This window comes from Lactobacillus amylolyticus DSM 11664 (genome assembly GCF_000178475.1).
Lineage (GTDB): Bacteria > Bacillota > Bacilli > Lactobacillales > Lactobacillaceae > Lactobacillus > Lactobacillus amylolyticus.
In genome coordinates this window covers 1-5,860 of the sequence record NZ_ADNY01000062.1, presented here as the reverse complement: position 1 = coordinate 5,860, position 5,860 = coordinate 1, and the positions used below count along the sequence as shown (strand labels likewise).

The 5,860-nt window shown below is 38.1% G+C and carries 7 protein-coding genes; 4 read left to right on the top strand and 3 right to left on the bottom strand.

The annotated features are described in order from the left end of the window. Positions 1-24 precede the first annotated feature (24 nt). The 3 genes from HMPREF0493_RS08830 to HMPREF0493_RS06945 all read right to left on the bottom strand — a co-directional run bounded on the left by HMPREF0493_RS08830 (position 25) and on the right by HMPREF0493_RS06945 (position 2,508). The gene (locus tag HMPREF0493_RS08830) at positions 25-165 is read right to left on the bottom strand and encodes a hypothetical protein (RefSeq protein ID WP_006352615.1); all 141 of its coding nucleotides are present in this window, start codon (positions 163-165) and stop codon (positions 25-27) included. Between the two features lie 79 nt (positions 166-244). Beyond that, positions 245-2,035, bottom strand: coding sequence for a glycerophosphoryl diester phosphodiesterase membrane domain-containing protein (locus HMPREF0493_RS06950; protein ID WP_040457399.1), 1,791 nt, complete (start codon positions 2,033-2,035; stop codon positions 245-247). Positions 2,036-2,112: 77 nt separating this feature from the next. Next, complete coding sequence (locus HMPREF0493_RS06945; protein WP_040457397.1) at positions 2,113-2,508, bottom strand: iron-sulfur cluster biosynthesis family protein; 396 nt, start codon at positions 2,506-2,508, stop codon at positions 2,113-2,115. 196 nt (positions 2,509-2,704) lie between these two features. Here HMPREF0493_RS06945 and HMPREF0493_RS06940 point away from each other — a divergent pair, with 196 nt between their 5' ends. The 4 genes from HMPREF0493_RS06940 to HMPREF0493_RS06925 form a co-directional block, all read left to right on the top strand. After that, positions 2,705-3,811 (top strand): SLC13 family permease, encoded by a 1,107-nt coding sequence (locus HMPREF0493_RS06940; protein ID WP_040457395.1) that lies wholly within the window; start codon positions 2,705-2,707, stop codon positions 3,809-3,811. A 107-nt stretch (positions 3,812-3,918) separates the two neighbouring features. Then, positions 3,919-4,479, top strand: coding sequence for a LemA family protein (locus HMPREF0493_RS06935; RefSeq protein ID WP_006352611.1), 561 nt, complete (start codon positions 3,919-3,921; stop codon positions 4,477-4,479). Positions 4,480-4,489: 10 nt separating this feature from the next. Next, the gene (gene htpX / locus HMPREF0493_RS06930; RefSeq protein ID WP_006352610.1) at positions 4,490-5,377 is read left to right on the top strand and encodes a zinc metalloprotease HtpX; all 888 of its coding nucleotides are present in this window, start codon (positions 4,490-4,492) and stop codon (positions 5,375-5,377) included. Positions 5,378-5,564: 187 nt separating this feature from the next. Beyond that, positions 5,565-5,860 (top strand): hypothetical protein (locus HMPREF0493_RS06925; RefSeq protein WP_006352609.1); only part of this gene is annotated, 296 nt, incomplete at its 3' end.

Below are 5,860 nucleotides of genomic sequence, written 5' to 3'. Positions count from 1 at the left end.
TTAATTTCAATATTTATAAAAAGACTACTTGTTTTCGTCTTTTGCGGCCTTGTTCAAGAATGAAACTACGGCTGCTACGTGAGCAACACGCTTCTTAGCGTTTCTCTTGTTCTTAGGTCTTTGGTTTGGTTCACAACCAGTGTTGTAATTTTCACCTTTACGCATAGCTATACTTCCTTTCAGATTTTCGAAAATCTAGTTTAGTTTAACATGCAACCAGCATTAGATCAAGTTTTCTTTATAATTAGACTTCAAGATCATTTGGCATGTGAACAACAATTATATAATTCAAAATGCAATTAGCATAGCTGGAAGTATCCTGGAACTCTTTAATTGCCTGCTTTGCCATCTTCACATTATCGGTAATAATTCCATCAACCTGGTCATACATCATCTTTTTCATCAGGTCTTTATCATTGATAGTCCAAGCATAAACAGGATGATGCTGCAGATGGGTCTGCCAGATAAAGTCAGAATTCAAAGTTGAATATTCCATCGAATACCCGTCAGCAACACTGTGGGGATAAGTAAAGTTGTAAGGCTGGATATATAGCACTTCCAACTTAGGGTTTATTTGATGCAGACCTTCAATGACCCGATAATCCAGCGACTGAACTTGATAACCATTTTTTAGAATCGTTGCACCATATTTACGATTAAACCGCTGCAAAATCTTTTTTGAGTCCTTCGGCGTCGTTTTAACTTCAATCAGCAATTTTTGATGCAGTTTTTGTGCTTCTTTCAAATATTGGTCAAAGCTGGCAATTTTAGCTGTATGCCCGTCTTCTCTAGCTGTCAGCTTCGTCAGCTGCTTTAAGGTTAATTCACTTGGCATCTTATTAACATCGGTTAGAGTGGCTAAGGTTTCGTCATGCAGAACTACTAATTCCTTGTCTTTTGTTTCATGCAGGTCGATTTCTACAAAATCCGGCTTTTCTTTAGAGGTCTTTTTCAAGGCTGCAATTGTATTTTGAACGCCATTTTTATCACTCACGCCGCGGTGAGAAATGATTAGTGGTGCTTTACTATTCACGCCGGTTAAATAAATAGCATTAGTAACGCCGGCACTGGCAATAATTATTAATGCTGCTACAGAAGTTGCGCTAATCAGCAATTTAGAAAATGACCTTTTCTGTTTTTCAGCAGCATTTTTTTCTAATTTTAATGGTATAAAAATAATCGATAAACCAATAACCGTTGAAGCAACAAAGGCAAGTTCACTAATAATTTGAATCAGCGAAAGGTTGATAATTGCAAAAGTCAATGGTGCATATTTCCCAGGCAATAGATCCCACAGCAGCTGCAAGCCATAAATTGCAGCATAGGCAATGCCGATGGCAAGAGTTGTAACCACTGCCAAAACAAGCAGACGCAGAATCAGTGGCCACCATTTTTTGTGTTTGGTCAACTGCCAGCTGCTTTTCATTGCTTGAATTGTTTTCTTCTGCTTAAAAACCATCAATGGCAGCGTTAATAATAGTCGAACTCCTAGAACAAGAACTACCGCATAAAAAACAAGCAGAATAGTCAATAAAAGCGGAGTTCTGGTCATGTAATCAATAATAAATTCAGGGATTTGAATTTTTGCAAGCAGCGGAGTTCTGAACACAATGTCAGCAAAAGGCACAACCAATAAGAAATAAAGCAGCAAGACTAAGAGTGAGCCAGGTCTGATCCGTAAGATGCACTGCCAGCTCTTTTTAAAGACAGTTTTCAAAGTAAAATCATTATTGGCAATCGCCCTTATTCCTAGCAACATGAACGCAAACTGACTATAAATGACAATCAGCAGCAGCAGCAATTCTATGATCAGAATGATAAAGACAAAGGTATTAGTCGTAATAATCGTGACAATATTTTGATAAAAAACAATTGGAATGGCACTAGCCTGCAAAATAAATGTCGTCACATAGCGAAATAACGGAATGACAATTATTTGATTAAACAAGTCCAGACCTAACAGCAACATCAAATATCCTAGCCAATGCTGCTTAAATTCACGAAAATAGCCTGTCAAATCATTGTATATTTTCATTTGTCTCTCTGTCTCCTCCACCTGATTTCTATTCTAAACTAAAAAGAGTCTGGAATTCTCCAGACTCTTGATTTTGATTAACATTGACCGCCGTTAAGCAAATCATCTTTACTGATTTTATTACCTTCAAATTTAGTGACAGTCACGCCACCATCAATAATTCCGCTATCAGATGATAAGCTCAAAGTTGAATTGCGCGCGTTAACAACTAAGCCGTTTTCTAAAAAAGTAGTTTCAGGCTTAGCTGTATAAAGGTCTAGTCCAGCATCATTGGCGATTTTAATATCATATTCCGGATCGCGCTTATCTAAAATGACGAATTGGAAACTATCACCAATCGTACATGTTCCGCCTTTTTTAGAATATTTATTTGAACCGTCATTTAATGATAGAAGAACGATTTGATGGTCATCATCCATCTTCTTTTTAATAATTGCCAGTGCTTCAGGCTTTATCTTCATTGAGATCTTCATCTTAAACCACTCTACCTTTCTTTTTGCCTTACTTGCTAAAGTATAGCAAGAAACAGTCCTTTCTCTCAAATTATTTGCCTAGAAAATGGTACACTATTTTTATTTTTTAAGAATTAAATATTGCAAACCTGAACAAAAAGGCTCAAAATGGTAGCTAGGGTTTTTATACGATTATAATATGAGGGGGGGACCTTTTATGACCGTCTTAAAGAATATTGCTAAAGATAGAATTTTGCAGATTACCGTCTTCGTCACGGTAGTCAGCCTTTTTTTTGCTAGGCCACGTTTAGAGGATATCAATACACACACTTTATTTTCTGTTGCCGCAATGTTAACGCTGATCCAGATTTATGCTTACTTACACGTTCTGGACGTTTTAGCGTACAAGCTAACAAGCATCGCTGACAATACGCGAAAGCTAAATATCCTATTTACCCTATTGTCTGTAATTGCAGGTATGTTTTTAGGGAACGATATTACAGCTTTAACGTTAATCCCACTATATTTAAATATTACTAAAAAATACAAATTACCACAGATTTTACCAGTTACCTTGATCGGAATGGGCGCCAATATCGGAGCTGCCTTTACTCCGTGGGGCAACCCGCATAATATCTTTTTAGTTAGTCGCTACAACGTAAGTGCACTCCAGTTCTTCTCCTGGTCTGTACCCTACTTGTTAATTTCATTAGTTATTCTAGGAATTGTCTTTTTCTTTATCCCCAAAGAAAAGATTCCTGTTCAAAAGACTGAAAGCATTGAAATCAACTGGCGTCTGACTTTAATTACTACTTCCGTTTTCATTTTCTTCTTCTTCGGCGTATTCCGGATAGTGCCAATTATCATTCCAATGATTGCTTCAATTATTTTGGCTTTGATGATCAACCCGCGAATCATGCTCAAGATCGACTATGCTCTGCTGTTAACCTTCACTGGCTTCTTTATTTTCATCAGTGATATTCAGCAAGTTCCGGCAAGCGTCAACGTTATTCACATGATGGTTTACTCAGAGACTTCAACCTACTTGACCTCAATTATCTCAAGTCAGGTAATGAGCAACGTTCCTTCAACTATCTTAGTTGGTAAGTTTACTACTTATGCTCAAGCCCTTTTCTTGGGTTCCAACATTGGTGGTTTTGGTTCTGCAATTGGTTCAATGGCCAACATGCTGGTTATTAAGACTTTCAACCAACACGCCACCGTCAGCAAGAGCAAGTTCTTTAATCAATGGTCGATTATGCAATTCATTGGTTTGATCATTCTAACCATTGTGGGTTATTTGCTATTAATATTTAGAATTTAAAATTAAATAATTCAGTTTAGACGCCAATTAAGGTGTCTTTTTAGTATCCAAAAAAAGGCTTTTTCGGTAAAATAGATATTAAATATTTAACAGATGGAGGAATTACAATGTCACCATTAATGTGGATTATTTTAATCATTATTGTTTTGCTTATTGCAATCTACATTGCTATTTATAACGGCTTACAAAAGTCAAAGGTTTATACTGATGAGGCTTGGAGTCAAATTGACGTTCAACTTAAGCGGCGCAATGATTTAATTCCTAACTTGGTTGAAACGGTTAAAGGCTATGCTAAGCACGAAAACGAAACTTTTGAAAAAGTAGTTCAATTGCGCAACCAATTGACGCAGATTCCTGCTGACAACCGTGAGGAAATTCAGAAGGTTTCTAACCAATTAACTGATTCCTTGAAGACAATTTTTGCCTTATCAGAGAACTACCCTGATTTAAAGGCCAACCAAAATTTCTTAAGTCTGCAAGAAGAATTGACTAATACTGAAAACAAAATTGCTTATTCCCGTCAGCTTTATAATTCAACTGCTGCTCAATATGATCAAAAGCTGTTAACTTTCCCATCCAACATTATTGCGAAAATCCATCACTTCACTAAAGTGGATTACTTGCAAACTGATGCTGCAGAAAAAGAAGTTCCAAAGGTTAAGTTTTAGAGGTTAAAAAATGTTATACCAGCAAATTGCCCGTAACAAGCGCAAAACTGTGGTCGTTATGGCTGTTTTTGTGGTGATCTTAACTTTAGTTGGTGCTGGCTTTGGCTATCTCTTCAGCAATTCGCCGTGGAGCGGAATTATTATTGCTCTGGTTGCTAGTCTGCTCTATCTTTTCTTGGTAATGCGCAATCCCGAAAATATGGTCATGAGCCTTAATCATGCCCAAGAAATTCATGAGCAGGACAACCCACAATTGTGGCACATCGTTCAGGATATGGCGATGGTCGGCCAAGTTCCAATGCCAAGAGTTTTCATTATTAACGATCCAAGCCCCAATGCTTTTGCGACAGGTCGTGATCCTGATCATAGTGCCGTCGCAGTTACTCAGGGGTTGCTCGACATGATGAATCGCGAAGAACTTGAAGGCGTATTGGGCCATGAAATATCACACATTCGCAATTATGATATCCGCTTATCGACAATTGCAGTTGTATTAGTCGGCGTCATTTCATTTCTCTCTGGCGTGGCAAGCCGCGTTATATGGTTTGGCAGCGGCGATCGTGATGATGATCGTGACAGTAACGCGATTGAAATGATTTTTAAAGTGGTTGCGATTGTCTTTGTCCTATTTTTGGGACCATTATCGGCAACCCTAGCGCAAATGGCATTATCCCGCAATCGTGAATATTTGGCTGATGCCAGCTCAGTTGAGCTCACCCGTAACCCGCATGGCTTAATTTCCGCTTTGCAAAAAATCGAGAGCAGCCAGCCAATGAAGCAAGCCGATCGTTCAAGCAGCGGCCTGTATATCGAAAACCCATTTAGACATCGCGGTGGCAGTCTATTCGACACTCACCCGCCAACAGCTGACCGCATTGCTCGGCTAGAAAAAATGTAGACAAAACAAAAACAGATCTCTTTTCAATGTCATTAAGTTAAGGCATTGACGAAAGTTTAGCTTTATGAACCGAATCATTTTGATTCGGTTCTTTTTCTTTTTAAAATAAAAAGTGAGCAGAGTTTATTCGCCCTTCTGCTCACTTTCGTCATATTGTTCGGTCTTTCATAGAAAGGTTGCGTCTCTCATGAAATCCCTTCACTCAAATATTTTAAAACTGATGGATAGTATTATCAATAAAATCGCTGCCAACATTCATGATTTTTCTGTTTCAGATCAGGCTTTTACCCGCTGTCGCAAGCTTAATCCGATTGATTTAATTAAACTGATTCTCAACATGGGAGCGGGCAGCTTAAACTCGGAAATTTTTCATGCTTTTCCCGATGTGAATTCTAGAATGACGGCTTCAGCTTTCGAACAACAAAAGGCTAAATTAAAGCCCGAGTGTATTAAAGAAATTATGGCTGAGCTTAGTCAGGCAAG